The sequence below is a fragment of the Sorangium sp. So ce375 genome (assembly GCF_051473855.1).
GTDB lineage: Bacteria > Myxococcota_A > Polyangia > Polyangiales > Polyangiaceae > Sorangium.
This window is the reverse complement of record NZ_CP150335.1, coordinates 9,058,176-9,084,088: the sequence shown is the minus strand read 5'-3', so window position 1 is coordinate 9,084,088 and position 25,913 is coordinate 9,058,176. Positions and strand designations below refer to the sequence as shown.

The following is a 25,913-nucleotide window of genomic DNA, read 5'->3' as shown; positions in this document are numbered from 1 at the left end:
GACATGCACTTTCTCCAGGGACGACACGTGCGGCGGCTGTGCGCCGTCGCCGCCTTCTCGACGAGCGGCGCGGGAGGGCTCTCCGGCTGCACGTACACAGAGGACTGCGGCGAGGAGCGGATGTGCCTCGCCCCCCCGCCATCGCCGTGCGAGGTGAACGAGCCGGGCATGGGGCCCGTGATGGACGAGTGCGGGGTGTTCGTCAGCGCCAACGCTCCAGCGGAGGGGGCGCGCGCGGGCACGCGGCTCGAGCCGTTCGGCTCGCTGCAGACCGCGATCGTGGAGGCGCAAGCGCGGGGCTTGGGCCACGTCTATGCGTGTGGCGAGACGTTCGAGGAAGAGGTCACCCTGGTCTCGGGGATCCACCTCTGGGGCGGCCGTAGCTGCGATGACGGCGCGTGGTCGTTCGATGGCGCCAACCACCCGACGATCATCGCCCCGCCTTCGGGGATCCCGCTGCGGGTCGTGGGGGGCGACGGCGCGACGTCGGTGATCTTCGGCGTGCGCGTCGTGGCGGCGGACGCCTCCGCGAGCGACGGCAGGTCGTCGATCGCCGTGATCCTGAGCGCGGGGGCCGAGGCGAGCGTGCGATCGAGCACGATCGTCGCGGGCGACGGCAAGGACGGGGAGCCGGGGAAGGACGCGGACAGCGAGCGGGCCCAGGACGGTGTCTTGGGAATCGACGGCGCGGACGCCTGCACGGAGGACTCCCCGACGGGTGCCCTTCCGGTCGTGACGGCGTGCGACGACGGCGCCGAGTCCACCGGAGGCTACGGGGGCGACGGCGGGCTCGACGCGGGGGGCGATGGCGCGCCGGGGCAGCCGATGCCGGCGGGGAACCAGGACCCGGAGAAGACGGGTCTCGGAGGCGCTGGCGCGGACGTCGCGATCTGCGACGAAGGGAAGCCCGGCCCCAACGGCGCCAACGCCGATCGCGCTGACGGTGCGGCGGGCATGGGCTACCTCACCGAGGACGGCTGGGTCGGTACGCTCGGGGACAACGGGAAGCGAGGCGGCGTCGGCCATGGCGGTGGCGGCGGTGGCGGCAGCAAGGGGCGAGGCGACATGGTCGCGTGCCGAACCGGCGGGCCTCAGGGCGGCGCGGCCGGTGGCTCGGGCGGGAGCGGCGGCTGCGGCGGCCGGGGAGGCTATGGCGGCGGCTATGGCGGGGCGAGCATCGGTGTCGTTGCGCTGCAGGGGAGCTCGGTGACGCTCGAGGCGACCACCGTGACCGCGGGCAAGGGCGGCAACGGCGGCGTCGGCGGAACGGGCCAGCCGGGCGGCGTCGGACGACCGGGCGGGGACGCTGGAAAGGGCATGGATGGCCTGTGGGATGCGTGCCCCGGTGGCAAGGGCGGCAACGGCGGTCGCGGGGGCGATGCCGGCGGCGGCCTCGGGGGCTCCTCCTACGGCGTCGCCTCCATCGGCGCCTATGTGGGCATCGGCCCGGATGCTTCGCTCAAGCCTGGAGGCGCCGGCGATGGCGGGTCCGGAGGCAATGCGGCTCCCGATGACCCTGTGGGCAAGGGAGAGCCGGGCCACTCGTTGCCCTACGTTCAGTTCGAGGCACCCGAGCCTGAACTGCCCCGCTGAAGGGCCGGGAGCACCCCGTGTCACATCGAGGGAGAGCCATGCGAATCACCGGAGCGATCACCCTGTCCCCCGCGCTGTTGCTCGTCGTGGCCGGTTGCGGCACCGCGCCGGGCCCGAGCGACGCTGGCGGCGCGGCGTGCGACGGCGCGTCGTGGTGTCAAGGCGACGCGCCGCCGGAGTCGGTCTGTGTCGAACGCCTCGCCGCCGGCGTGCTGGAGGATGGCTGCGGGGTGTTCGTCGCGGGGATGTTCGGCAACGGGGATGATGCGAACCCCGGCACGAGGGACAAGCCGGTGCGCACGCTGCAGCGCGGCGTCGAGCTCGCGCGCACCGGACGAGGGCGCGTCTTCGCGTGCGACGACGGGTTCTACGGCCCCCTCGCGCTGCCGTCGGGCGTGGATCTCATCGGCGGCTACAACTGCTTGTACTGGAAGCATGAACTCCCCGGGCGCCCGACGCTTCAGATTGTACAAGGCTACGACGTCACCCTGACCGTCGTGCCCGCGAGCCCCGGAGACACGGGTGCCGCGGACGGGGTATCGACGATCGTCGACATGCGGTTCAGCTCGAACGGTCCGATCGGGATGCTCGTCCAGTCCGGCACGTCGGTGGAGCTCCTCCGGAGCCTGGTTCACGCCTCCTGGGGCTGGGCGGGCCGCGATGGCGAGGAATGGCCCTATCCGAACGAGGCGGCGGAGGGGCCCCATGGGCAGTACGGGGGCGACGCGTGCTCGGCCGCCGTCGTCCCTGGCGCCCCTGCGGCGGTGAACGCGTGCGACGGAGGGATCCCCAGTGTCGGCGGGAAGGGAGGGGACGGGCTCCCCGACGGCGCCGGCGACGGCGAGGACGGGCAGCCGTTCGAGGCGTCCAAGCCGACGTACGGGCGTGGTGGAGGCGGGGACGTGCCGGGAACCAATTGCGAAGATGGACAGGTCGCGCTCCACGGCGCGCACGGTTTCATCGGTGCAGCCGGCAAGGGCATGGGGCGCATCACCGAGACAGGGTGGGAAGGCGACAAGGCCGGCGACGGGGCCAGGGGCATGCCCGGCCAGGGGGGCGGCGGGGGTGGCGGCCGTCGGGGAGGGCTCTCCGCGTGCGGTGTGGCGTCCAAGGGAGGCGCCGGCGGCGGCTCCGGCGGCGCCGGCGGCTGCGGTGGTCGAGGCGGCCAAGGGGGCGACAACGCCTGGCCGTCGATCGGCATCGTCGCGCTTCACGCCAAGCTGACCGTGCGCGATAGCAAGATCGAGGCACGCTACGGCGGGCAGGGCGGCGACGGCGGACCCCCCGAGCGAGGCGGTCGAGGCGGCCGCGGCGCTCCGGGAGGCGCCTTGGGGGACGGCACGTGGTCCTGTCACGGCGCCAATGGGGGCGATGGGGGTTACGGCGGCTACGGCGGCCCCGGGCGCGGCGGCGACTCGATCGGCATCGCCTACCTCGACGAGGACCAGCTCACGCTGGAGGGCGTCACCTACGAGCTGGGATCGCCGGGGAAGGGCGGCGTGAGCTGGGATATCTGGTCCGACAGCGAGGTCACGGGGGAGGAGGGCATCGCCGCCGAGACGTTTCGGTTCCCTGAGTGAGCAGGATCAGAGCGCATCGGACGAACACCTCCTGGTTTGGAGTGCGATCCGTACGCGCCACACGAGCCCCCTCGCTGAGTCGAGCTGCCCGAGCTCCCCCCTCGGGCACCTCCGCGGTGCGCCCACGCTGCCGTGGGCGCTTCGCCGAAGGTACCGCCGCCCGAACCTCCCCGGCGCCCCTGACCGTGTCTACGCTGCCGCTGGAGTAGCGCGGGCGGCCACCTCGCCGAGCGAGGTGCGCCTGGCCCTTGGGCGCTCGTCGACCGTTTGGTTGACGAACACTCCCGCGGCGTAGCCGCCTGCGCACCAGATGCGCCCGGGAGGGTCGAACGGCCCTTACATCGACTAGCCGGATCTCAACTTTCCTTGACACCCGAATCTCACCCAGAAAAACTGGTCGCATCCCCGCGTGGCGCGTGTCGGGGCTCGGCGGGGGACCTCCACCATGTCGTTGCGCTTACACGGCAACGTCCGCCTGCTCTGCGCATGTGCGCTCGTCCTTGTTCCGGCGTCGGCGCAGGCACTCGAGTTCAGCGGTGGCGTGAGCGTGGGCGGGATCCAGGTCGGGACCGAACCCAAGCTGGCCGTGAGCCCCTTCGCCGGCTGGCTCTGGCGAAAAGAGAGGGACTTCCGGATCGAAGTCCACAACATGCTCAGCATCATTCCGGGGGCACGCGTAGGGGTCTACGATCGAACGGCGGTTACCGTTGGCTACGTCACGGAGACGGGCAACGTCAGCCTTGGTCCATCCCTGTCGCTCTACTCGATGCCGGTATGCGGTGCCGTGATCTGTGACCGCGTGATGGGGCTCGCTCCAGGCGGGCGCGCACAGTCCGACTGGTACTTCGCTGGGCGTCTGGGGGCATCCACGAGCCTCAACGTGGACTGGGCTGGTGGGAGAAGTCGTGTTCTTCCTGGCAGCGTGGTTGTAATGGTAACTGCTGGGCCTATCTGGAGATTCGGGGGAGAGTCGAAATGAACAAGCTGTTGGCTGTTCTATGTTTCGTTCTAGCGGGGTGCAACTTCGATGTCGGGGATTGCTACCTCCGGAGTGAGGGAGAAAGCGGCGCCGGCGGCGTCATCATCACCGCGACAGGGGTCGGCGGTTACGGGTTCGGCCCGACAGGCTCGGGCGGCTTCGGGCCTGTGCCGCCGCTGAAGCCGCAGGACATGGATCCTCCTTCTCCTCCCGTCTGCAACATCGCGAGCCAGACACCATGTGAGGAAAAATGCGAGGCGGACTCCGAGTCTGACAATATTCAGTGTGGAAAGATCGAGGACGAAGCGCAGCGGACAGCGTGTCGGGATAGCGCATACGCTAGATATAAGAGCTGTCGAGAAGGTTGCGAGCTGACAAGCAATAAGAGCTGTGACGAGAAGTATCAGGATTGCATGGACCGCGCTCCATGGCGGTCTTGCGCAAGGCCAAATTCTGGAGACGCAGGCCAGACGATGTGTCGAACCTGCTATGGACGGTGCAAGTCCGGGGATCCTACATCGCCGGAGTGCAAAAAGTGTTTGTTCTGAGGTTCCAATGGCTATTCACGTCACTACAAATGAGGACATTCGGAGCGCGGTCCGACGCGGGTCTCGCCTTCCTGTGCGGTTCATGCGCGATAACGTGCTGGAGGGGCCGTGCGCGTCCGGACCCGAAGACCATTGTGAGCAGCGGTGCGATTATTGGAACCTCCAAGGGCGGGAAAGGGCACAATTTCGTTCGCGGTTTCACGATGTTATCGATGCGTTGAGATCGCGGCATAGAATCGTCGTGTGGACGTCCGGGTTGTGGAGGGATAGGCTGATGCTGTGGGCGCTCTGCGCGTGGAGGCTCCGCTATCGGCCCGAGCACCCTGACCTCGACATGGTCGTCCTGGGAGATGCGCCGGAGGATGGGTTTAGCCGTGGATTCGTCCGCGTGAAGCCGGCCGACGCACGCCGCGGTCAGGACGACGCGTGCGCTCAGTCTCGGACACGCGTCCAGCACATGGCGCGCTCTTGGCGAAAGCTATCCGGTCGGTCTCCGATCCTGTCCACCGAGGGTGGGCGCGCAGATCGAGCACGGAAGGAACTCGTAGAGCTGGGCACCCACCAAGCTGCATTCTTTCCTCGGGTGGACGGCAACGCGCTCACCCTGTCTTGGGTTGACCAGCTCTTGTTCGCGTGTCTAGGAAAAGACTGGTTGACGCCCGCTGACGTATTCATGCACCGCTCATCGGCTGGCGAAGAGCTGCGCAGTGGTTGGGGGGAACGCATCGGCGACGTCTTTATCGCCATGCGGCTGCGCCAGTGGGCAGATCACCGTGGGGCCGAGGCGGCGCTGGAGAGTGTGCCCTATAGGACGGACAGACGACCCATGCTGGAGGCTCGCTACAGGTTGACGGCTGCCGGCGATGAAATAAAGCGACACGGTCTTGCAGACATCGCCCAAGGACCACCGGTGCCGGTGTGGGGTGCCACAGCGTACGATCCGCTGGCTCCTTGGGTGGTGGTGGACGACGACACAGATCACCAGCGCATCCAGCTACTTGAAGAGCGCGCCACGCAGGGCGTGGAGTGATGCGCTGACGCGTACGTCGGCGCAGACCCCTGGAAGCCCGCTTTTCTCGTCGAGGCAGGCGGGCCGCGCCGGGCTCCAACCTGTTGGGGCCACTCGTTGCCCTACGTTCAGTTCGAGGCACCCGAGCCTGAACCGCCCCGCTGAAGGGCCGGGAGCACGCCGCGTCACACCGAGGGAGAACCATGCGAATCACAGGAGCGATCACCCTGTTACCCGCGGTGCTGCTCGTTGCGGCCGGCTGCGGCACCACACCAGGCCCGAGCGACGCTGGCGGAGCGGCGTGCGACGCCGCGTCGTGGTGTCCAGGCGACGCGCCGCCGGAGTCGGTTTGTCTCGAGCGCCTCGCCGCCAACGTGCTGGAGGATGGCTGCGGGGTGTTCGTCGCGGGGATGTTCGGGAACGGGGACGACGCCAACCCCGGCACGAAGGACAAGCCGGTGCGCACGCTGCAGCGCGGCGTCGAGCTCGCGCGCACCGGACGAGGGCGCGTCTTCGCGTGCAACGATGGGTTCTTCGACGCCCTCGTGCTGCCGTCCGGCGTGGATCTCATCGGCGGATACCACTGCTTGAGCTTTGCGCATGAGCCCGGCGGGCGCCCGACGCTGCAGATGGATACCTTCGACATCACCGTGACCGTCGTGCCCGCGAGCCCCGGCGACACGGGAGCCGCGGACGGGGTATCGACGATCGTCGACATGCGGCTCGTTTCGCACGGCTCGATCACGATGCTCGTCCAGTCCGGCACGACCGTGGAGCTCATCCGGAGCCGAGTTCACGCCTCGTCCGCATGGGGAGGCCGCGATGCCGAGAAATGGCCCTATCCGAATCGGGCAGCGGAGGGGCCCGATGGGCAGTACGGGGGCGACGCGTGCTCGGCCGCCGTCGTCCCTGGCGGCGCTGCGGCGGTGAACCCGTGCGAAGGAGGGATCCCGAGCGTCGGCGGGAAGGGAGGGGACGGGCTTCCCGACGGCGCCGGCGACGGCGGGGACGGGCTGCCGCTCTCGGCCTCCGAGGAGCCGTACTACGGGCGGGGGGGACACGGGGAGGTGACAGGCGTCGATTGCGACGAGGGATCTGTCGGGCGCAGCGGCGCGCAAGGTGTGACCGGTGCCGCCGGCAAGGGCATGGGGCGCATCACCGAGGCAGGGTGGGAATCCGACAAAGCCGGCGACGGGGGCAGGGGCATGCCAGGCCAGGGCGGCGGCGGGGGTGGCGGCCATCGGGGAGGGCTCTCCGTGTGCGGTGCGGGGTCGAAGGGAGGAGCCGGCGGCGGCTCCGGCGGCGCCGGCGGCTGCGGCGGTCGAGGCGGCCGAGGTGGCGAGAACGGCTATCCGTCGATCGGTATCATCGCGCTTCATGCCAAGCTGACCGTGCGCGATAGCGAGATCGAGACATCCGAGGCCGGGCAGGGCGGCGACGGCGGGCCCCCCGAGGAAGGCGGCCGAGGCGGTCGCGGCGCTCCGGGAGGCGCCTTGGGGGGCGGCCTGTGGTCCTGTCAGGGGGCCAACGGGGGCGACGGGGGCCCCGGCGGCTACGGCGGCCCCGGGCGCGGCGGCGACTCGATCGGTATCGCCTACCTCGACGAGGACCAGCTCACGCTGGAGGGCGTCTCCTATGAGCTCGGATTGCCAGGCAAGAGCGGCGTGAGCTGGGATATCTGGTCCGGCGACGAGGTCACGGGGGAGGAGGGCATCGCCGCCGAGACGTTCCGGTTTCCTGACTAGTCGGGATCTTCTCGGAAGGACGACGCGGTCCGCAGACGATCCGCGGAGGCACACGAGCCCAGGGCGACGCCCGTAAGGTCCGGTTAGAGGCGTCATAAGATCCGCGCGGGACGTACTTGCCCAGTGGACGGAGGGCGCTGGTGCCGAGCTCGCCGGCGCACGCCTCAACATCCCGACGCACCCCGTCGAGCCCACCCCCTGGCGCATGACCGCAGGGCGGGATTGCAGATCGCCGGTTGACGCTGCTTTTCCGGTAGTGGATCGATGCGCGCATCCGAAACAGGGAAATGTATGGAACATGGGTTGGTGATGAAGGCGAGCGCGCTCGTGCTGTGCGGCGGGCTCGCAGCGATGCTCGTGTCGGCATGCGACTTATCCTACACTTGCGACACAGTGGAGTCGGGAAGCGCGGGTGCTGGAAACCCGACAGAGTCCGCAGGAGCGGGAGATTTTCCAAGTAGCGGCGAAGACGACGAAGGCGGAGTTGAAGACGTGGGCAGCGACTCGTCCGCGTTAATGGCAGGCTGCACGCCAGTTCACGATTGTACCGATATGTGCGAAAAATGCCAGGAAATTGGTGGGCGCTGCACGCGCAGGAACAGTCACGGCTATAGCTACTGCGAGATCTGTCGTGACGAATGTCAGCAAGATAAGCCATATACGTATGTGATTTGTTTTCAGTGCGGATTCCAGTGAGTATGACGGTCGCCCCGATCCTCCTGAGCGCGACTCACGTTACCTTCGACGCGGCAGGCGCAGAGCGTCTGGCGCAGCTCGGTGCGACCAATGTCGTGCGCGCGCACGAGAGCCTTCTGATTGGACCGAGTCGCCCGGTTCCCGCAGAGCATGTCCGGATGCGCGAGGCGTGGTTTTCCTGGTGCGAACAATGTTCGGACAGTGACGATGCGGGCGAGAAATGGGATCAGCTCTATTCATCCGATCTTCGGTGGAATCCGCCCATCGTCCTGTGGGCAACAAAGAGTCTCGATGACCAGGTGAACCTCTGGAGAATCTGTAGCTACCTGCGAAGCCTGGGGATCCGGTGCAGTGACGTCCTCATCATGGAGTTCGAGCGCGTCTACGGTACGATGAAAAGATTCCCTGAGCCACCGAGGATCCCGCCGTTCGACTGCTCCGGAACGATAGCCCACCACGCCGACGAGATCCTTCTGGATCGCCTCGACAAGGCGCGCCCCTGGCCGGTGGAACGTTACGAACGTGCCGTCGGCCTCTGGGAATGCTACGCGGATGAGAACCCGCTGCCTTTCGTCGAAAGCTGCATCGCTGGTGTCGAAGGATTTTCAGAGCTCGCTTCGCTGTGGGCGCTCCTCTCCTGCTTTTTCCCACGGAGAGCCACGACAGGTGCCCTGGGCCTCAGCCGATATGACGACCTTATTCTTGCCATCCTGTCCGTGGAGGAATGGCAGACTCCAGTAAGGGTAATCTGCAATAGGTCGCAGCTTGGTGAAGACTTGCGGGATCTCGTCTCCTGCACAGGCGACCTGTACTTGGGAGATCGTCTTGCCCAATGGGCCAAGCACGATTCGGGCGCCGCGGTGGAGCGCGCTCCTGGCCCGAAGCCGCCTGACTACCCGCTGCTCTCGAAGGTCTACCGCCTCACCGAACGTGGCGCGCAGCTCCGAGACAGGGGACTTGATCAGCTCGCGGACGCGCCGCGCCTTCCCGTAGCTGGGGCCGAGGCGTACTCACCTGTGGCCCCCTGGGTGCTGCTCGAAGATGGGCGGCTCGCTCGCCTGTGAGGGCGATCCCCGGCAGGCTGGGCCTGCCTGGGTTACGGCAGGGCTGCTCCGCAGGAGCAGGAGCGGCAGCCCGCCCGGGGGCGCCGCGCCCGCGTCGATGGTGCCTCAATCGTGCGCGGCGCCCAGTACCTCCGGCGAGGTCGTGGAGGGAGAGCTCGCCTACTCGTCCTCGTCCTCGTCGGTGTCCTCGTCCTCGTCGGTCTCCTCTTCGTCCGTCTCGTTCTCGTCGGCCGCCGGCTCCTCGTCGCTGACGTCTTCCTCTCCGTCCTCCTCTTCGACCGCCTCCGTCTTGCCGGTCGACGTGCGTTTGGCCGAGGTGAGACCCAGCTTCAGCTGCGCCTTGACGCCGAACACCTGCCGGAACGTCGTCGCCCAGTCGTTGAACCAGTCGCGCAGATCGTCGAGGGCTTCTCGCTGCGCTTGCTGGGCGCTCGCGAGCTCGGCGGCGGACACCTTGCGCTGGGGCAGCGGGCCGCCGCCGACCTCGAGCTTGCCGAGCATGCCTCGGACTTCCTTGAGCTTCTCGTCGGTCAGGCCGCGCTTTACGAGGGTCTGCCGGACCTTCTTCGCGTCCTCCTCGCCGCTCCGGGCGAGGCCGTCGAGCCGGGAGAGGAACGTACCGACCGACACGATGACAGCCGGCCCGAGGGGCTGCTGCTCGAGGTTTCTGAAGAAGGCGGCCTCGAAGGCCTCCCGGCGGGCGCGCGGGACGGCGCGGCGAATGATGACGCGCGTGCGGGGGAACCACGTGTTCTCGAAGGCGTCGACGTCCTGGAGCAGGCGGAGCCGCTCTGCGCCTTCGAGCGCCCCGCCGCTCGCGACCTCGGCGAAGAGGTGATCGAGCGGCTTCGCCTCGCCCGAGGCGAGCCTGAGGAGCCGCCACCCTTCGCGGTGCTCGTCGGCGGTGTAGCCCTCGCGCCGGGCGCGTGCGTTGAAGGGCACGGTCTGGATGTTGACAAGCAGCTTGAGGGAGCGCTCCAGGAGATCCTGCTCCGCGGCGGTGAGGACCAGCGGCGGGAGCGCCTCCTCGGCGTTGCCGGTCGGAGCGGATTTCGCAGATGATTTTTTCGGGGACTTGGGCTTGGCCATGAAATGATCCTCCGGTGAGGGGCGATGGTAGCGGCGCATCCCGCTGGGACACAAGAGCTCGCACTCCGCGGGTTCGCGCTCGCGCGCGGGATCGTCCGGATCGGGGCGGCGTGGACGAGCCCACGTCAGCGTTGACCCGGCGCGGCGTCAGCGTGCAGGACGAGAGGGATCGCCTCCACTCCCCCTGAGCCAATGATCGCGTCTACGATGCTGCTGAGGTACCGCGGGCGGCCGCCTCGCCGGGCTCGGCGCGGCTAGCCCTTGGGCGCTTGTCGACCGAGCGGTTGACGAACACCTCCACCGTGGGACGTTCCGCTGTCAACGGACGCGCCGCCGGTGCCTGAACGCCAAGATCTCATGTGTTCCTCATGGACGAACCGTGGAGCAACTCTGAGCGTAACACGAAGCTACTTATGGAATCTCGATAGTGCCCTATAGACGCCGCTGAGGATCGGTCGAGCCTCGCGGGAGGGTACATGAATACTGTTATATTCATCGCGGCTGCGTTTTTCATGCTGTGCGTTGGTTGCGTGGTGAGTCCAACCGAACAAACAGCCCATGAACCGTCAGAGCGGCACATTCAGGAAACGAGCGACATTGGTACGCCTCCCGCTCGGTCTGCGCCGCTGGATCTAGCTGCTGAAGCGCTCGACGAACCCTTGTCGCGAGGTGCCTGTGAGGATGCGTGTGAGCTGTATCATCGGCATTGGAGCCAGTTCTGTGGTCGTCTTCCAGGGGGCGGTGTGCGACAGTGTCACTCTGAATCCATGGAAGGATACGGTCTCTGTCAGAAAAATTGTCGCAACGGGTGCGAAGCTGCCGGTTCAGCTATGTATGATAGATGGGAGCTGTACTGTGACGAACGTTGTCCGTGGTACTACAAAGGCGAATGTAACCTGCGCAATAGGCTAGGGCGCGTGGTGTTTAATCGCGAGTGCGGCTGAGTGCGGCGTGTGGAACGGGTCGCGCTCTGAAGAGTTAGAGAATTTCGTCTGAGCTTGAGCGGACGCTTCTCCAGCTTGACTAGGCGTTGGAAGCGTGTATCGGACGATGCATGGACAAAATCCTCGGAGAGCGGAAGCTGGTTTTCAAGCCTGCCGACGGCTCACCGGCTCAAACGGTAGTCGCTCGATTTGGCCATCCAGAACCAGGAAGCAACGGCACATGGTGGGTAGACGTTCAAGTGGAGCAAGCAGGGAAAGCCGGTACAGTAGACCGAGCGCACGGCCTGGACCAGGCTCAGGCTCTCTTGCACGCGTTCCTGATTCTCGATGCTCAGCTTGAGGCCATGACGGACCGTGGACCCATCGAGCTGTCCGACGGCAACGGACCCGTAGAGCAAGAGTCTACAGAGAAAACGGAAGCTTGGCGCTTCGTGCCGAGAAACACATCGGAGTACGGATCCACGTCCAGCAGCGAGCTGATGCTTGCAAAAGTGGACGTTCTTGGTGAGCGAGAGCTGACGCTGAAGAGGAAGGATGGCAGCGAGGAAAAGGTTGTCGTGCGCCTCGGACACCCATACCTGTCTAGAGGCCATTGGCGTGCTCCGTGCGAAATTGTCGGGCCGAAGGGCGCGGTGCAGCGTCGCTTCGGAACAGGCGAGGACTCGATCCAGGCGCTGACGCATCTGCTGTATCTCGTTCCGATCATCCTGGAGAGCGTCGCAGAAGAAGGGGAATTTTTTACGCAGGAAGGCGCGACAGGACACTGGTTCCCTCGAGTTTTGATCGAGGAGCAACCGTACAAAGCAGCGAAGTGAAGCGCAGATCCGCGCACGGCACCGGAGCAGACAGCGCGGTAGCGGCCTCGAGGTCGAGGCGCGGCGGCGCTGCCTTCCATCTGGCCGGGGTTCGGGCATGATGCCGCCGGCGAGAAGCTCGAAAGCGAGCTTGGACCGCCCCTGCGCGGAGCCCGGCGTGCCCAGCGATCTGGTGGAGGGGACGCTCTCCTACTCGTCCTCGTCCTCGTCGGGGCCCGATTCCTCGTCGGTCTCCTCTTCGCCCGTCTCCTCCTCGTCGAGCTCCGGCTCCTCGTCGCTGACGTCTTCCTCGCCGTCCTCCTCTTCCGCGACCGCCTCCGTCTTGCCGGTCGACGTGCGTTTGGCCGAGGTGAGACCCAGCTTCAGCTGCGCCTTGACGCCGAACACCTGCCGGAACGTCGTCGCCCAGTCGTTGAACCAGTCGCGCAGATCGTCGAGGGCTTCTCGCTGCGCTTGCTGGGCGCTCGCGAGCTCGGCGGCGGACACCTTGCGCTGGGGCAGCGGGCCGCCGCCGACCTCGAGCTTGCCGAGCATGCCTCGGACTTCCTTGAGCTTCTCGTCGGTCAGGCCGCGCTTTACGAGGGTCTGCCGGACCTTCTTCGCGTCCTCCTCGCCGCTCCGGGCGAGGCCGTCGAGCCGGGAGAGGAACGTACCGACCGACACGATGACAGCCGGCCCGAGGGGCTGCTGCTCGAGGTTTCTGAAGAAGGCGGCCTCGAAGGCCTCCCGGCGGGCGCGCGGGACGGCGCGGCGAATGATGACGCGCGTGCGGGGGAACCACGTGTTCTCGAAGGCGTCGACGTCCTGGAGCAGGCGGAGCCGCTCTGCGCCTTCGAGCGCCCCGCCGCTCGCGACCTCGGCGAAGAGGTGATCGAGCGGCTTCGCCTCGCCCGAGGCGAGCCTGAGGAGCCGCCACCCTTCGCGGTGCTCGTCGGCGGTGTAGCCCTCGCGCCGGGCGCGTGCGTTGAAGGGCACGGTCTGGATGTTGACAAGCAGCTTGAGGGAGCGCTCCAGGAGATCCTGCTCCGCGGCGGTCAGGACGAGCGGCGGCAGCGCCTCCTCGGAAGAGACAGCGGTTGTGGACTTGGCGGATGACTTCTTCGGGGACTTGGGCTTGGCCATGAGATGATCCTCCGGTGGTGCCGAGAGTATCGGCGCGCTCCGCTGGGACACAACAGCGCACCCCCGCCTGATTCGTGCTCTCTCTCAAGAGGCACTGACCAGCGCGGCGTGAACGGGCACACGTCCGCCTTGACGCTGCACGGCCACAGCGTGCAGGCGGACTTTCGATGTCCAGCGTGGGCGAGAGCACTCGCCCCTGCGCGCGCCGGTTGACACGGGCGAACTGCTCGCGTCTTGATGCGCGCCCGCCGCGGTGCCGTCCCGGGAGCCCCTTGGGAGCAGCGCCGCGGAGCACAGCAGTGGACCTCACGGGGAAACCATGGAGATCCGATCGATGAGCCGTGTTCTTCGGCCGACCGCTTTCTTCTCTTGCGTCGGCGGCCTCCTGCTCGCGGGGTGTACGAGCTCCTCGCCCGCACCGCTCGACGCGGTGACCACCACAGACGACGATGGCTCTGGGAGCGTCGGAGTCGGGAGCGACGCCGCCGGGCCGGGCGGTTCAGACGACACGCCGGGCGCCAGCTGCAACGAGCTCTCGGCCGAGCTCCAGGGAGCGCTCGATGCCGCCGTGGAAGCGCAGCGGCTCCCCGGCGCCGCAGCCGCCGTGAACCTCGTCGGTTGCAGCTGGCTCGGCGCAGCGGGGGTCGCGGACACGGAGGCCGATGTGGCCATCCAGCCCGGTGATCTCTTCCGCGCCGGGAGCATCACGAAGACCTTCGTCGCCACGCTGGCGCTGAGGCTCCGCGCAGAAGGCAAGCTGTCGCTCGACGACGCGGTCTCCGCGTACGTCGACGGTATTCCCCAGGGAGATCGGATCTCCGTGCGACAGATACTGAACCACACGAGCGGCATCTTCGATTACACGGCGATCGACGAGTTCTGGACCGCGGCCCTCGACGATCCGACGCACACGTGGACGCCTGCGGAGCTCATCGATCTCGCGGCGTCGAAGCCGCCGTATTTCGAGCCAGGGCGCGGCTTTGCTTACTCCAACACGAACTACATCATCGCCGGCTTGATCGTCGAAGCGGCCTCGGGAGAGCCCATCGGCGAGCTGCTCCGCACCCGCGTCCTCGAGCCGGCGGGGCTCGTGCACACCTACCTCGACGGCGCCCAGGAGGCCCTGCCCGGCCTCGTCCACGGCTACGGGCGGAGCCGAGGGGAGCTCGTCGAGATGACCTCCGCGATCGACGTGTCCGCGGCCGGCGCGGCGGGCGCGCTGGTCTCGACCACGGGCGACCTCACGAGCTTCTACCGCAAGGTGCTCGACGGCACGCTTCTCGGCCCCGCCGAGCTCGAAGAGATGACCGCGTGGGTCGACGCGCCCCTCGGCGAGGTCACCGGGTACGGCCTCGGGCTGTCGCGCCGTGAATCTCCGCTCGGCGTCCAGGTGGGACACGACGGCGGTATCTGGGGATTCACGTCTTCGTCTTATTACGCGGTCGACAAGGATGCTTCTATCACCGTGCTCGTCAACCTCGACGGCGGCGATGTCGGCAGGATCGTCGATGATCTGTCGAATGTCCTGATCACGCCCTGAGCCGAGCAGGGCGCCGTTCACGTCGATACCGACGCGCGCGCGCTCAGCTCAGCGCCGGCCGCTGTCCACTGCGCGCACACGCGACGCCCTGCGGGCTGCCACGTGATCGCGCGCGGGGCGCCGAACCGCGGTTATCGGGGACCCGCGCCGCCGCGCGCTGCTCCGGCGGTCTGCCGCGAACGGGCCTGACGCTTGCATCGCCGTGGACGCAGCCTGCACGGGATGACACTCGCCAAGACGCTCGTGAAAGGAGTCCGTGATGAAGCTGGTGAAAGCGCTCGGGGTCCTGGCGCTGTCCGGAATGGCGCTCGGCGCCTCCCAGATCGCTGCGGCGGAGGGCACGACGCCGATCCAGGAGCTCGTGCTCGTCGAGGAGACGACGAGCTTGGAGTCCCCCGACGCCCGGATTCCTCCAGACGATGTCCCCTATCACGGATACTTCCGGCCGTTTCAGCCGAGCAGGCCGTATGGGGACATCCGGCCGTTCATGCCATTCTGGCCGTACAGGCCTTATGGGCACTTCCGGCCGTTCAGACCATTCCGGCCCTACGGGAGCTTCCATCCCTACGGGCTGCCCCTCGACCATGGGCGGTCCGAGGCAGCGCCTGCAGGAGACCAGCCCGGGCCCGTCATGAGCCTCGGAGAGCCTCGCTGATCTCGCTCCAGGTGTGACGCCAGGGGCTGGGTGGGTCTCCGCTCCTCTCGCCGTGCGGGGGGCGTCGCAGGGCCGGTCTAGCCGGAGAACCCGGGACTCCGCTCCTCGCGTCGCGCGGGATGGGCCGGACCTCGCGCGCGGGGGCCGGCGTAGGGGGGCTTCATGCGTGGAAGACGAAGACAACGACGTCGGGATCTCGCCCCCTTGGCCATGGCCGCCGCGGCAGCGCACATCGGCTGCGTCCTGCTCGGGGCGCTTCAGGTCGATCTGCAGAAGGCAGGGCGGCTCGGCAGCGTGGTCGCTTATTACAGCGCGCTCTCCGGGGCCGACAGCGGCTACAATTTCTTCGCGCCCTCGGTCAGCGCGCTGCCCTGGGCGAGGTTCCAGGTGACGGACGCGCGGGGGAGGGTGATCCCGGACGTCCTGGAGTCCGGGGCGAACCAGGAGGCGGATCTCCGGGTCAGGAGCATCGTGGCGCTCTTCATGATCGAAGAAGACGAGTCGCTGCGGCGCTCGCTCGCGGCCTCGTGGGCGGGCAAGGTGCTCGCGAGGTACCCCGGAGCCGCGAGCGTGACCGTGCGGCTGGAGGTCTGCGATCTCCCATCCATGCAGGAATACCGCGAGGGCGAGCGGCCGACGTGGGGCCTGATCTACCGGGCGAAGCTCGTCCGGAAGCAGAGGTTTCGGGCCGCCTCGCGCGCGAAGGGCGGCGCGCCGTGAGCGAGCCGAGCGGCGCCTCCGGCAGGACGGGGTTGTCCCGCGTCTCCGCGGCCGTCGAGCGCGGTGCGCTCGCGTCGGTGATCGAGCGCGGTGCGCTCGCGTCGGTGATCAAGCGCTTCGCGCTCGCCCCGGCGTCCGCGGCGCCCCTCGCGGCGCTCCGCATCGGGCTCGCGGCCGTGCTCCTCACGCAGGCGGCGCTCGTCGCTCCGGTGCTCTTCGAGCTCTACGGCCCCGCGGGCATCCTCCAGGAGCCGCTGCGGGACGCCTTCACCCCGCACGATCTGCCCGGCATCGGCTGGCTGACCGAGCTCCTCGCGCCGCTCGGGATCGGCGAGGCCCCGATCCTCGTGGGTACCGGAGCCCTCTATGTGCTCTCCCTGGCCGCGCTGCTCTGCGGACTCAAGACGAGGGTCGCTGCCCTCCTCGCCTGGAGCACCCACAGGATGCTGATGGTGACGGCGGACCCCACCGTCTACGGAGCGGACGTGTTCGCCAACATCTTTCTTTTCTATCTCCTCTGGGTGCCCTCCGGCGCGGCGCTGTCCCTCGATCAGCGGGCGCGTCGGTCACGTCGCGCGCTCGCCGGCGCGACCGACGAGCCGACGCCGGGCGCGCGGCTCGGGCTGCGCATAGTCCAGCTGCACCTCTGCATCGTCTACCTCGCGAGCGGACTGGAAAAGGCTTGTGGCCATTCCTGGTGGAACGGCGAGGCGATCTGGCGCTCGGTCATGCTCCCGGAGTACCGCCAGCTCGATTTCTCCTGGCTGGCGAGTCGCCCCTGGGTCGCCCAGGCCGCAGGGTGGTCCGTGCTCGCCGTGGAGCTCGGATATGCCTTCTTGATCTGGCCACGGCTCACCCGGCGCGCCGTCGTCGTGGCCACCTCCCTGCTGCACCTCGGGATCGCGGCCTTCATGGGGCTCGGCGTGTTCGGCGCCATCATGCCGGTGCTCACCCTGGCCGCCTTCGGGGTGCCCGCGGAGCCCCGCGCCCCGTCGCCGCGACCCGAGCTCCCACGCGCGGGCGGCGGCTGAGCTCCCACGCGCGGGCGACGGTCGAGCTGCGCGCGGTCGGGCGCCCCGCGGCAGGGCCAGCCGATGACGTATGCTGCGCCCGATGCGCTCTCACGACGCGGCACACCCCGGCGCCCCGCAAGCCGCCCCCTCGCCCGCCGAGCTCTTCCATCGCATCTTCGAGCTCCTCGCCGACATGGAGGGGGCGCAGAGGGCCAAGGTCGTCGACCTCGCGCGGCGCCTCATCCCCACGCTCACGGCCGAGGACATCCGCAACCCGCACGACTTCCCCGGCCTCGACGACCCCGACTGGCACTTCGAGGACGGGCAGCTCGCCGGCATCGAAGCCGTCCGGTTTGCACTCCGCGGCCTCGCGAGCGATGTTCTGGGGGATGGCGAAGGGCGCGAAGCGCGAGAGAGACCCGAGATCGGCGGCCAGCCCGGCGCGAGCCGCGAAGGCAGCGGCGCGCAAGGCGAATGAGGCGTTCTACCAGCCGTTCTCCACGCTCCGGCAGCTGACCAAGCCCAAGCCGGCGCCCGAGGCGAAGCCCAAGCCGGCGGCCTCCGCGCCCGAGGCGAAGCCCAAGGCGACGGCCTCCGCGCCCAAGGCGGCCTCCGCGCCGGAGGCGAAGCCCAAGGCGAGATCGGCCGCGCCTCCGAACAACGGCGCGGCGCCGCGGGCAGGCGCCGAGCAGGCGCCGCGGCCCGTCGACCCCGAGACGTTCGCCATCTACATGGCCGGCGTCCGCGTGCTCGAGGATCGCGCGACCCGGATCCCGGTCACCGCCAGCCGCGTCGAGCGGGCCGCGCTCCCGGCGATCGCGTTCGATCCGGACGCGGACGCGCGCTCGCGCATGCGCTCGCTCGTCATCGAGGGGATCAAGTTCGAGATGACGGACGACAGCGAGCGCATCGAGGGCCGGCGCCTCGACGTCGACCCGCGCGAGCTCAGGCGGCTCCGCCGCGCGCGCTACGCCGTCGATGGCACCCTCGATCTGCACGGCCTGAGGCTCGAGGCGGCGCGCGAGGCGGTCGAGGCGTTCGTCTGCAAGCGCCAGCGCGACGGTGACCGCGTCGTCGCCATCGTCCACGGAAAGGGCAACCACTCGCCCGGCGGACACGCCGTGCTCCGCGGCGAGATCGCCGCCTGGCTCAGCAACGGCCGCGTCGCCCGCCACGTCGCCGCCTTCGCGACGGCCCCGGACGTCGAGGGCGGCGCCGGCGCCGTGCTCGTGCTGCTCACGCGATGAGGCGGCCGACGCGCGCCGAGCCCGCCGGAGCGCCGGGGCACGGGCCCGATCCGAAGGAGCGCGCGGCGCGCCGCGCCCTCCCGCCGACCGCCGCGCTGCTCGCGCTGCTCGCGCTGCCGCCCGCGTGCGCGCCGGCCCCGGCCGCGCCGCACGAGCCGCCGAGGCCCCCGCCTCCAGCGCAGCCGGAGGCGACGCTCGGCGACGGCGAGCTCGGCGCGTACCGCTCGGACCGCTTCGATCTCCGGCTCCCGCTGCCCGACGCGCGCGGCTTTCGCGTCGAGGACGGCGAGGGCCCCTGGCTCGTCGCGACCCACGCCGCGTCGTCGACGTCGCTGCTCGTGCGCACGTGGCGCGAGGACGGCCGCGCGAGCCGCGCGGCGTGCGAGGCGCGCGCGCGGCTATGGCGCGACCTGCCGCGCCCCGGCGAGGGCCTCACCGCCGCCGAGCGCCGGATCGATGTGCCGGAGGGGTTCGACACGGTCGTGGCGATCGGCGTCGCCGATACCCCGCCGGGCGCGCCGATCGACGGCTTCGCGGTCGCCTTCGGCGGCTCGGGGCGGCGCTGCTTCGCCTTCATCGCGGAGACGCGCGCCGCGGGGCCCTCCGCCGAGCGGCTCGTGGCGGAGCGGCTCGCCGCGGTGGTCGAGATCTCGCTCGGCGGCCTCCGCCTCCTGCGCGAGATCGCGCCCGCCGTGCCACGCGAGCCGCCGCCGTGAGCCGCCGCGCAGAGCCGCCGCCGTGAGCCGCTGCGCAGAGCCGCCGCGTGACGAGCCGCGGCGCTGAGCCGCCCCGGCACGAGCCGCCGGCTCAGCGGTAAACGCCGCTCCGCGCGCGGGACTCGAGCGCCGCGGCGAGCTCCTCCTCGCCGATCGACCAGGCCTCGGCCGACAGCGCGCGCGCCTCGACGGGCCTGAGCGCCTCCAGCGCCTGCGGCGCGAAGCGCAGCCGAGAGAGCGACAGGAGGCGCTCGAGCGCCTCGGACGCCGCGCCGCCCTGGAGCTCCTGCCGCCACGCGCGATCGATCGCCTCGAGCCGCGCCGGGCTGTTCCACGCGTCGGCGATCACCACGCGGCCGAGCCGCGCGTCGATGGCGTCGATCCCTGTGGGCAGCGCGACGATCGCCTGCTGCGCCGCGCGCGCCGGATCGCCGAGGCCCAGGGAGAGCAGCGCGCGGGCCGCGTCGAGCAGCCGCGCCTCGTCGGGCCGGAGCGCGGCCCGATCGACCGACGGGAGCCGCTCCAGCGCGGCCGCGTAGCGCTCGCGGCGCGCGGCGTCGATCACGGCGGCCAGCGCGCGCAGGACCCTCGCCGTCGGCGGCGAGAACCACGGATCCGCGCCCTCGCGCGGCCGCTGCGCCGGGTCCTCGAGATCGAGCGCGGCGGCGCGCCACAGCGACGCGCGCGCGTCGAGGACGGCGCGCGTCGCCTGCACCGCGAGCAGGAAGAGCAGGGCGGCCGGGAGCAGGCCCTTCACGCCCCAGACCTCGCTGAGGAAGTAGCTCGCCGCGACGATCGTCGAGACCGCGAGGAAGAGCAGCAGCCGCCGCCGGCGCCTCGCGTCGTCGGTCGCGGCGCCGGCAGCCCCGTCCGTCGCGCCGACGACCTCGGCGCACCACTCGAGCAGCCACGTGAAGGCGGATCCCACGTCTGCGGGATCAGGATGCCCTCCGCTACGACTCCGCGCGAGGCCTTTCGATCTCCGCGCAGAGCGCCCGGGTGAAGTCGGTCGTGCTCGCGGTGCCGCCGAGGTCGCGCGTGCGCACCTGACCTGCCCGGTAGAGCGACGTCAGCGCCCGCTCGATCCGATCGCCCGCGTCGTGCTCGCCGAGGTGCCGCAGCATCATCACGGCGCTCTGGACGAGCGCCGTCGGGTTCGCGTACCCCTTGCCCGCGATGTCCGGCGCGGACCCGTGCACCGCCTCGAAGACCGCCGCGTTGTCGCCGATGTTCGCGCCGGGCACGATCCCGAGCCCGCCGACCAGGCCGGCCCCGAGATCCGAGAGGATGTCGCCGTAGAGGTTCTCCGTCACGATCACGCCGAGCCGGTTCGGATCGCGGACCATCGTCATGGCCGCCGCGTCGACGATCATCTCGCCGAGCTGGACCTCGGGGTGCCCCACCGCGACGCGCCGCGCGCAGTCGAGCGCGAGGCCGTCGGAGATCTTCATGATGTTCGCCTTGTGGACGATCGTCACCTTGCTCCGGCCGTGCTGCTTCGCGTACCGGAACGCGAACTCGGCGATGCGCGTCGAGCCACGCTCGGTCGTGAGCTTGATGCTCTGGGCCACGCCGGGCAGGATCATGAGCTCGAGCCCGGCGTAGAGCCCCTCGGTGTTCTCGCGGACGATGACCATGTCGACGTCGAACCGCGCGTCGACGCCCGGCAGGCTGCGGATCGGCCGCACGTTCGCGTAGAGGTCGAGCGCCTGTCGGAGCGTCACGTTGACCGAGCGGAACCCGCCCCCGATCGGCGTGGTCACCGGGCCTTTCAGGGCGATCCGGTTCTTCCGCACAGCGTCGATCACGGGGAGGGGGAGCGGCGAGCCTGTCAGCTTCGCGACCTCGATGCCCGCGTGGTGGATCTCCCAGTCGACGGCGACGCCGGCGGCAGAGATCACATCCTGAGTCGCCGTCACAACCTCCGGGCCGATGCCGTCGCCCGGGATCAGCGTGATGCGATAGGCCATGGGCCGACCCATTAGCAGGTGCGCAGGCGGGAACAATGGACAAGCGCGCCGGTGTTGCGATGGCGCATACACGCGCCGCGTCAGCGCGCCGCGCCTGCGCCGACGCAGCGACGGAGAGAGGCGCACGGGGCAGCGAGGTCGGGCGGATCCATGCGCCCTTTTACAATCGCGCGCGACCTCGGTAGGGTACGCCTCCGCACGGCCTGACAGGCCGCTGTCACCTGGAACCGGGCGCGGGTCGGGCAATCGGCCCCAGCTCACGTTCACAAAACTAGAGTGAAGGAGCGTGCTCATGCACCCTCGTGTCTTGAAAGGTCGCAGAACCGCTTTCGCGGCCTTCCTGCCTGCCGTGATCGCGTCGTCCTCGCTGGGGTGCGGCTACTCCGAGGAGGAGTGGAAGGCCCAGCTCGACAAGTACAACCGCCTTCAGAGCCAGCACCAGACCACGGAGGGCCGCCTCGCCCAGACGCAGCAGGAGCTCGAGGCCGCCCAGGCGAAGGTCGCGGAGCTGACGAAGCAGCTCGAGGCGGCCGGCGTCGACATCAGCAAGCTGAACGAGAACCTCCAGGCGACGAGCACGCAGGTGTCGCAGCTGAGCTCGACGCTGGAGGAGCGCGAGAAGGCGCTCGCGGAGTTCAAGGCCCGCGCCCGCCAGCTGGAGGCGATCAAGGCGCGGTTCGAGACGCTCAAGAAGAAGCTGGACGAGCTCACGAAGCTCGGCCTCGCGGTGAACATCCGGAACAACCGGATGGTCATCTCGCTGCCGGGTGACGTCCTCTTCGACTCCGGGCGCGAGACCTTGAAGAAGGAGGGCAAGGAGATCCTCCTCAAGGTGGCGACGGTCGTCAAGAACGACAAGTCGCTGCTCCAGCGCGACTACCAGGTCGCCGGCCACACGGACAACAAGCCGCTCGCGGGCGGCCAGTTCCGCGACAACTGGGGCTTGTCGCTGATGCGCGCCCGCGAGGTGCTCGTGTTCCTCGTCAGCCCGGCCGACGTCAAGGGCGGCGGGGGGGCGCTCCCGGTCGCGAACTGGAGCGCGGCGGGCTTCGCGGACACCGATCCGGTCGCGACCAACGACACCGACGAGGGCCGGCAGAAGAACCGCCGGTGCGATCTCATCGTGGTCCCGAGCGTCGAGGAGATGCTCGACCTCCGGGCCATCACGCAGTAGCCCGGGACCGCGCGGCGCGCGCCGCGCGGGCCGCCGTTCGCGGCGCGCGCTTCGATGGTCGCGTCCGCGCCGCCGGGTCAGCTCAGGTCAGCTCTCGTGTCCGCCGCCGCCCGGCGAGGGTCGGGCGGTCCTGCGGAACTCGCTCGGCGTCTGGCCGGTGACGGCGCGGAACGCGGCGGCGAACGCGCCGAGGTTCTGAAATCCGACGTCCAGCGCGACCCGAGTGACGCTCGCGTTCGGGCCGGAGAGCAGGTCGATCGCCCGGAGCACGCGCGCGCGCGTGACGAAGGCGCGCCACGTGACGCCGGTCTCCTCGCGGAAACGCCGCCGCAGCGTGCGCTCCGTCGCCCCCGCGAACGCCGCGGCCCGCGGGAGATCGGCGCTGGAGACGTCGCGCAGCACGCACTCGATCGCGCGCTGCACCGGCAGCGTCCTGCCGCGGGGCAGCCGGTACGTGGCGCCGCGATCGAGGAGCGGGCCGATGAGGTCCGCCATCGCGGCGAAGAACGTGTTGGCCGCGGCGTCGTCCGGACGCCGCGCGACCGGCCAGCGGCGCGCGTAGATCACCATCTCGCGCAGCAGCGCGGGGATCTCGAAGATCCTCACCGCCGTGAGGGGGGAGGGGAACGCCGCGGGCTCGAAGTAGATCGAGACGATCGACGCGTCACGGCGGGTGGTCGCGTGCCGCTCGCCCGCGGGGATGAGCGCGGCGAGCTGCGGGGGGAGCAGGAAGGAGGCGTCCTCGATATCGAGGCGCGCCGTGCCCGCCAGAGGGCAGAGCAGCTGGTGCCGCGCGTGCGTGTGCCAGCCGTAGGCGGCTCCCCGCAGCTCGTCTTCGTAGGAAAACGCGCGCGCGCGGGCGTGGTCGAGCCCGAGCCGCGCGAGGTGATCGGCGGTCTCCGTTGGGGTCAGGACGTGGGCTTGCAAGGCGTGGCCTCTCGGAGGCGATCTTTGTCCGTTCGCCGGCAGCCGTAAAGCCGGATCGCGTCCACCTTCGAGCCCCATGAAGCAAGCCAGTCTCACGGGGCACGATGCGTTGATACAGGAACAGTTCACCCGCCAGGCGAGGCCGTTCGCCGAGGTCCGCGCCCACTCGGCAGAATCGGCCATGGAGCTGCTGCTCGACGCGCTCGCCCCGGCGCCGAGCGACGCGGCCCTCGACGTGGCCTGCGGGCCGGGGATCGTCGCCTGCGCGCTGGCCCAGCGCGTGGCGAGCGTGCGGGGGCTCGACATCGTCCCGGCGATGCTGGACGAGGCGCGGAAGAGGCAGGCGAGCCTCGGCGTCTCCAATGTCACATGGGAGCTCGGCGACGCGACCCGGCTGCCCTATCCGGACGAGAGCTATCACCTGGTCACGACGCGCTACAGCTTCCATCACCTGCTGGAGCCGCTCGTGACGCTGCGCGAGATGGCCCGCGTGTGCCAGAGGAGCGGGCGAGTCGCCGTGATCGACGTGGCGCCCGCCGAGGACAAGCAGGCCGCGTACGACGCCGCCGAGAAGATCCGCGATCCGTCGCACGCGAGCGCGCTCACCGAGAGCGAGCTCCGCGCCCTGTTCGACGCGGCGGGGCTGGAGATCGAGACGACGAGGCGGTACCGGCTCGAGGTGGAGCTCGAGGGGGCGCTGCGGGCCTCCTTCCCTGAGCCCGGCGGGGCGGACCGGCTCCGGGCCCTCTACCGCGCCGATGTCGGCGTCGATGCGCTCGGCGTCGGCGCAGAGCTCCGGGGCGACGAGGTCCACTTCGCTTATCCGATCGTCATCCTGGTGGGCCGAAAGCGCGGCTGAACGGAGAGGCGCCTTCGGCCCTGCGCAACGGCTGGATCGACGCGCCAGGGCTCCGCCGCTCAGGGGAGCGGCGCGGCCGGGCAGGAGGGGTCGGTCGTCGCCTCGACGTCGTCGACGTGCAAGGCCTCGTCGTCGAGCGGCGCGTCGCAGGTGCCGCTGGCTCGTATCTTGAAAGAGAGCTGCTGGGGCCTGCCGGCCGTGCGCGGATCCAGGCAGATCGTCTGTTGCGTCCAGCGCTCGCTGGGAGGCAGGGCGGCTCCCGGCGTCGAGGAGGCGGTCGCCGCGCGGAGGTGGCTCGTGCGGTACCAGAACTTCAGCGCCGGACCGGCCGTCCCCTGGGGCTCGGGGACGGTGAACACGGTGGAGGCCGAGGGCTCGCGGCACGGCTTCCGCACGGACAGCGAGAGCGAGACGTCGCCGGCGTGCGCGGCCGCCGCGTCGACGGCGAGCCTGGCGCTGCCGCGCGCGGGGTCCTCCGCGTTGAGGACCCATGTCGGCGAGAGGCCCGCGCCGGCGCTGGCGTTCTCGAAGCCGGGATCGAAGAGCGGCGCGTCTCCGGGGCAGCGGTCGTCAGAGACGATGGCCAGGTCGTCGACCGTGAAATCTCTCTTGTTCTCGTCGGTGCACGGCTGGCTGTTCCGGTCCCGGAAGGCGAAGGCGAGGCGGTGTGCCATGCCGAGGGCCCACCGGGGCAAGCAGGCATGCGAGACCTGTGCCTCGCCCGTGCCCGTCAGGGCCGTCAGCCGGTGCGTGCTGAGCATCACGTCGACGATCGCCCCCGGGCTGCCCCGGCTCCAGATGCGGAGCGCCGGGCTCGGCAGCGCGGCGGACGGCAGCGGCGCCGAGGCCGTGCCCTCGAGCGAGGGATACTGGCAGAACAGCGAGGTGGCGAGATGTCCGCCCTTGCCGCCGCCCTGGCCCAGGCCGACCTCGATCTCGGAGACGCCGTTCTCAGGAGTCGCCGTCCAGCCGGCGACTCCAGCTTCGAAGTCGCCGTTCAGCACCTGGCCAGGCCGCGGGCACTCGCTCATTTCATCAGGCTGAATGGCGACGTCATCGAACGTCAGCGTGAAGCCCTGTCCGGTGTCCTCGTCGCACAGGCGAGAACGCCGGGCGGGCCCGAGGAGCAGCTCGATCGGCCCGCCATAGGCGCGCTCTCCCAGGCACACGCGTTGCGGGGAAAAGGACGAAGAGGGCATGAGGTCGATGTCGCTGGTGCCTCCGCCGATCCGGACCCCGACCCCCGGGAGGCCGAGGCAGTCCATCGCGGGCCCGCAGCCGATGCGCGCGGCGAACGTGAGGAGGAGCGGCCCGGCGCACGCGAGGTCCGGCATCGAGAGCCGCTGATAGAAGCCGGCCATCTGGCACACCGCGTCTCTCCCGATGACGCCGGCACCCGGGTTGCCGTTGCCCTCGACCTCGGGGGAGACGAGCGCTGCGCCCGTGGTGCTCCAGGCGTCCGAGCGCTGGAACGAGGGGTCCCGCAGGCCTGCCTGCGAGACGCACTCGCCGTCGCCCATCGCGTCGTCACCGGCGCAGGCACAGCCCGAAAAACACACGCTGTCCGCGCAGGGGAGCCCGTCGCCGCACTGGCCCAGAGACCCGCACGGACAGCCTCCCTCACCGGGAGGGCAGCCCGCATCGGCGCCCGCGGTCTCGGCGTCACCACCCGTGTCGCCCGCGCCCTCGGCGCTGCCGTCGCCTCCGGCCTCGCCGGCGCCTGCTGCGCTCGCCGCTGCGGCAGAGCCCTGCTCCGTCCCGGAGCAAGCGCTCGCGAATGCGCCGAGCACGGCAGCGATATAGCAGGTCAACGCGCGTGACCATCCCATCATCCATTCAAGCTAGCGAGCGGATCATGCGACCGCAAGGCAGATAGGATATTTCATTCAGCTTCAGTGAGACATCGAG

Annotated in this window: 22 protein-coding genes; 16 read left to right on the top strand and 6 right to left on the bottom strand. The window is 69.8% G+C overall.

Annotated elements, in window-relative coordinates; translation table 11 throughout:
• Window positions 1–3 precede the first annotated feature (3 nt).
• The 6 genes from WME90_RS33780 to WME90_RS33755 all read left to right on the top strand — a co-directional run bounded on the left by WME90_RS33780 (window position 4) and on the right by WME90_RS33755 (window position 9,214).
• Complete coding sequence (locus WME90_RS33780) at window positions 4–1,593, top strand: hypothetical protein (RefSeq protein WP_437276164.1); 1,590 nt, start codon at window positions 4–6, stop codon at window positions 1,591–1,593.
• Between the two features lie 38 nt (window positions 1,594–1,631).
• Window positions 1,632–3,173, top strand: a complete 1,542-nt coding sequence (locus tag WME90_RS33775; protein ID WP_437276163.1) for a hypothetical protein — start codon at window positions 1,632–1,634, stop codon at window positions 3,171–3,173.
• Between the two features lie 445 nt (window positions 3,174–3,618).
• The gene (locus tag WME90_RS33770) at window positions 3,619–4,152 is read left to right on the top strand and encodes a hypothetical protein (protein ID WP_437276162.1); all 534 of its coding nucleotides are present in this window, start codon (window positions 3,619–3,621) and stop codon (window positions 4,150–4,152) included.
• A 1,131-nt stretch (window positions 4,153–5,283) separates the two neighbouring features.
• Window positions 5,284–5,730 (top strand): hypothetical protein, encoded by a 447-nt coding sequence (locus tag WME90_RS33765; protein WP_437276161.1) that lies wholly within the window; start codon window positions 5,284–5,286, stop codon window positions 5,728–5,730.
• Window positions 5,731–5,912: 182 nt separating this feature from the next.
• Entirely contained in the window at window positions 5,913–7,454 is a 1,542-nt protein-coding gene (locus WME90_RS33760; protein ID WP_437276160.1) for a hypothetical protein, read from the top strand.
• Between the two features lie 698 nt (window positions 7,455–8,152).
• Window positions 8,153–9,214 (top strand): DUF1835 domain-containing protein, encoded by a 1,062-nt coding sequence (locus WME90_RS33755; protein ID WP_437276159.1) that lies wholly within the window; start codon window positions 8,153–8,155, stop codon window positions 9,212–9,214.
• A 159-nt stretch (window positions 9,215–9,373) separates the two neighbouring features.
• Here WME90_RS33755 and WME90_RS33750 read toward each other — a convergent pair whose 3' ends face one another.
• The gene (locus WME90_RS33750; protein ID WP_437276158.1) at window positions 9,374–10,303 is read right to left on the bottom strand and encodes a hypothetical protein; all 930 of its coding nucleotides are present in this window, start codon (window positions 10,301–10,303) and stop codon (window positions 9,374–9,376) included.
• A 1,054-nt stretch (window positions 10,304–11,357) separates the two neighbouring features.
• On the opposite strand from WME90_RS33750, the gene WME90_RS33745 reads away from it, so the two are divergent.
• Window positions 11,358–12,062 carry a DUF6968 family protein gene (locus WME90_RS33745; RefSeq protein ID WP_437276157.1) on the top strand — a complete coding sequence of 235 codons (705 nt, stop codon included), beginning with the start codon at window positions 11,358–11,360 and terminating at the stop codon, window positions 12,060–12,062.
• 189 nt (window positions 12,063–12,251) lie between these two features.
• Here the strand turns inward: WME90_RS33745 and WME90_RS33740 are convergent, their stop codons facing one another.
• On the bottom strand, window positions 12,252–13,184 hold the full coding sequence (locus WME90_RS33740) for a hypothetical protein (protein WP_437276156.1): 933 nt from the start codon (window positions 13,182–13,184) through the stop codon (window positions 12,252–12,254).
• A 334-nt stretch (window positions 13,185–13,518) separates the two neighbouring features.
• Here WME90_RS33740 and WME90_RS33735 point away from each other — a divergent pair, with 334 nt between their 5' ends.
• From WME90_RS33735 to WME90_RS33705, 7 genes are all read left to right on the top strand, one after another.
• Entirely contained in the window at window positions 13,519–14,724 is a 1,206-nt protein-coding gene (locus WME90_RS33735; RefSeq protein WP_437276155.1) for a serine hydrolase domain-containing protein, read from the top strand.
• Between the two features lie 259 nt (window positions 14,725–14,983).
• Window positions 14,984–15,379 carry a hypothetical protein gene (locus WME90_RS33730; RefSeq protein WP_437276154.1) on the top strand — a complete coding sequence of 132 codons (396 nt, stop codon included), beginning with the start codon at window positions 14,984–14,986 and terminating at the stop codon, window positions 15,377–15,379.
• 210 nt (window positions 15,380–15,589) lie between these two features.
• Window positions 15,590–16,099 carry a hypothetical protein gene (locus WME90_RS33725; protein ID WP_437283695.1) on the top strand — a complete coding sequence of 170 codons (510 nt, stop codon included), beginning with the start codon at window positions 15,590–15,592 and terminating at the stop codon, window positions 16,097–16,099.
• A complete protein-coding gene (locus WME90_RS33720; protein WP_437276153.1) occupies window positions 16,096–17,130 on the top strand; it encodes an HTTM domain-containing protein in 1,035 nt (344 codons plus the stop codon). The genes WME90_RS33725 and WME90_RS33720 overlap by 4 nt, the downstream gene beginning before the upstream one ends.
• Before the next feature lie 82 nt (window positions 17,131–17,212).
• Window positions 17,213–17,590 carry a hypothetical protein gene (locus WME90_RS33715; RefSeq protein WP_437276152.1) on the top strand — a complete coding sequence of 126 codons (378 nt, stop codon included), beginning with the start codon at window positions 17,213–17,215 and terminating at the stop codon, window positions 17,588–17,590.
• Window positions 17,502–18,359 carry a Smr/MutS family protein gene (locus tag WME90_RS33710; protein ID WP_437276151.1) on the top strand — a complete coding sequence of 286 codons (858 nt, stop codon included), beginning with the start codon at window positions 17,502–17,504 and terminating at the stop codon, window positions 18,357–18,359. Before WME90_RS33715 ends, WME90_RS33710 begins: the two co-directional genes overlap by 89 nt.
• A complete protein-coding gene (locus tag WME90_RS33705) occupies window positions 18,356–19,075 on the top strand; it encodes a hypothetical protein (RefSeq protein ID WP_437276150.1) in 720 nt (239 codons plus the stop codon). The genes WME90_RS33710 and WME90_RS33705 overlap by 4 nt, the downstream gene beginning before the upstream one ends.
• Window positions 19,076–19,166: 91 nt before the next feature.
• Here the strand turns inward: WME90_RS33705 and WME90_RS33700 are convergent, their stop codons facing one another.
• Window positions 19,167–20,003 (bottom strand): hypothetical protein, encoded by an 837-nt coding sequence (locus tag WME90_RS33700; protein ID WP_437276149.1) that lies wholly within the window; start codon window positions 20,001–20,003, stop codon window positions 19,167–19,169.
• Window positions 20,004–20,028: 25 nt separating this feature from the next.
• The gene (locus WME90_RS33695; RefSeq protein ID WP_437276148.1) at window positions 20,029–21,045 is read right to left on the bottom strand and encodes an isocitrate/isopropylmalate dehydrogenase family protein; all 1,017 of its coding nucleotides are present in this window, start codon (window positions 21,043–21,045) and stop codon (window positions 20,029–20,031) included.
• A 292-nt stretch (window positions 21,046–21,337) separates the two neighbouring features.
• Here WME90_RS33695 and WME90_RS33690 point away from each other — a divergent pair, with 292 nt between their 5' ends.
• Window positions 21,338–22,219, top strand: coding sequence for an OmpA family protein (locus tag WME90_RS33690; protein WP_437276147.1), 882 nt, complete (start codon window positions 21,338–21,340; stop codon window positions 22,217–22,219).
• Between the two features lie 87 nt (window positions 22,220–22,306).
• On the opposite strand, the gene WME90_RS33685 is transcribed toward WME90_RS33690, so the two are convergent.
• Window positions 22,307–23,146: an AraC family transcriptional regulator gene (locus tag WME90_RS33685; RefSeq protein ID WP_437276146.1), complete on the bottom strand. Its 840-nt coding sequence runs from the start codon at window positions 23,144–23,146 to the stop codon at window positions 22,307–22,309.
• A 76-nt stretch (window positions 23,147–23,222) separates the two neighbouring features.
• Here WME90_RS33685 and WME90_RS33680 point away from each other — a divergent pair, with 76 nt between their 5' ends.
• Window positions 23,223–24,005, top strand: coding sequence for a class I SAM-dependent methyltransferase (locus WME90_RS33680; RefSeq protein WP_437276145.1), 783 nt, complete (start codon window positions 23,223–23,225; stop codon window positions 24,003–24,005).
• 59 nt (window positions 24,006–24,064) lie between these two features.
• On the opposite strand, the gene WME90_RS33675 is transcribed toward WME90_RS33680, so the two are convergent.
• The gene (locus tag WME90_RS33675; protein ID WP_437276144.1) at window positions 24,065–25,837 is read right to left on the bottom strand and encodes a hypothetical protein; all 1,773 of its coding nucleotides are present in this window, start codon (window positions 25,835–25,837) and stop codon (window positions 24,065–24,067) included.
• Between the last annotated feature and the right edge of the window lie 76 nt (window positions 25,838–25,913).